This window comes from Mesorhizobium sp. M1E.F.Ca.ET.063.01.1.1 (genome assembly GCF_003998155.1).
Lineage (GTDB): Bacteria > Pseudomonadota > Alphaproteobacteria > Rhizobiales > Rhizobiaceae > Mesorhizobium.
This window is the reverse complement of sequence record NZ_RZSC01001587.1, coordinates 1-467: the sequence shown is the minus strand read 5'-3', so window position 1 is coordinate 467 and position 467 is coordinate 1. Positions and strand designations below refer to the sequence as shown.

The following is a 467-nucleotide window of genomic DNA, read 5'->3' as shown; positions in this document are numbered from 1 at the left end:
GAAGGAGATGGCGCGCATTTCGTCGGATTGGCGTTTGGAGGGGCGCATCGAGGCCTCTTGTCTCTGGTTTTTAAGGATTCGTGGCCGGCTTGTAGACGCATGCGGCGCATGGCGCAAAGGAAAATGGACCGGGTTGCGCGGGCACCGGCTAAGTCTATATTTGAACCGGAGGTTTTTGGCCCGAATGACCAAGGCAGTCGATCCGGCATCGCAGTCGCCCGTGCTTCAATCGCTCGATATGCGCTCGCGCGACATCTTCAGGCGCATCGTTGAATCCTATCTCAGGGATGGCGAGCCCGTCGGTTCGCGCAGCCTGTCGCGCATCCTGCCCTCCTCGCTGTCGCCCGCCACCATCCGCAACGTGATGAGCGACCTCGAGCATCTCGGCCTGATCTACGCGCCGCACATCTCGGCCGGCCGCCTGCCGACGCAGACCGGCCTGCGCTTCTTCGTCGACGCCTTCATGG

1 pseudogene is annotated in these 467 nt (G+C 62.3%); it reads left to right on the top strand.

The window, feature by feature from the left end:
- Nucleotides 1–184: 184 nt before the first annotated feature.
- Nucleotides 185–467 (top strand): annotated as a pseudogene (gene hrcA / locus EOA29_RS39925) (heat-inducible transcriptional repressor HrcA); the annotation flags it as partial.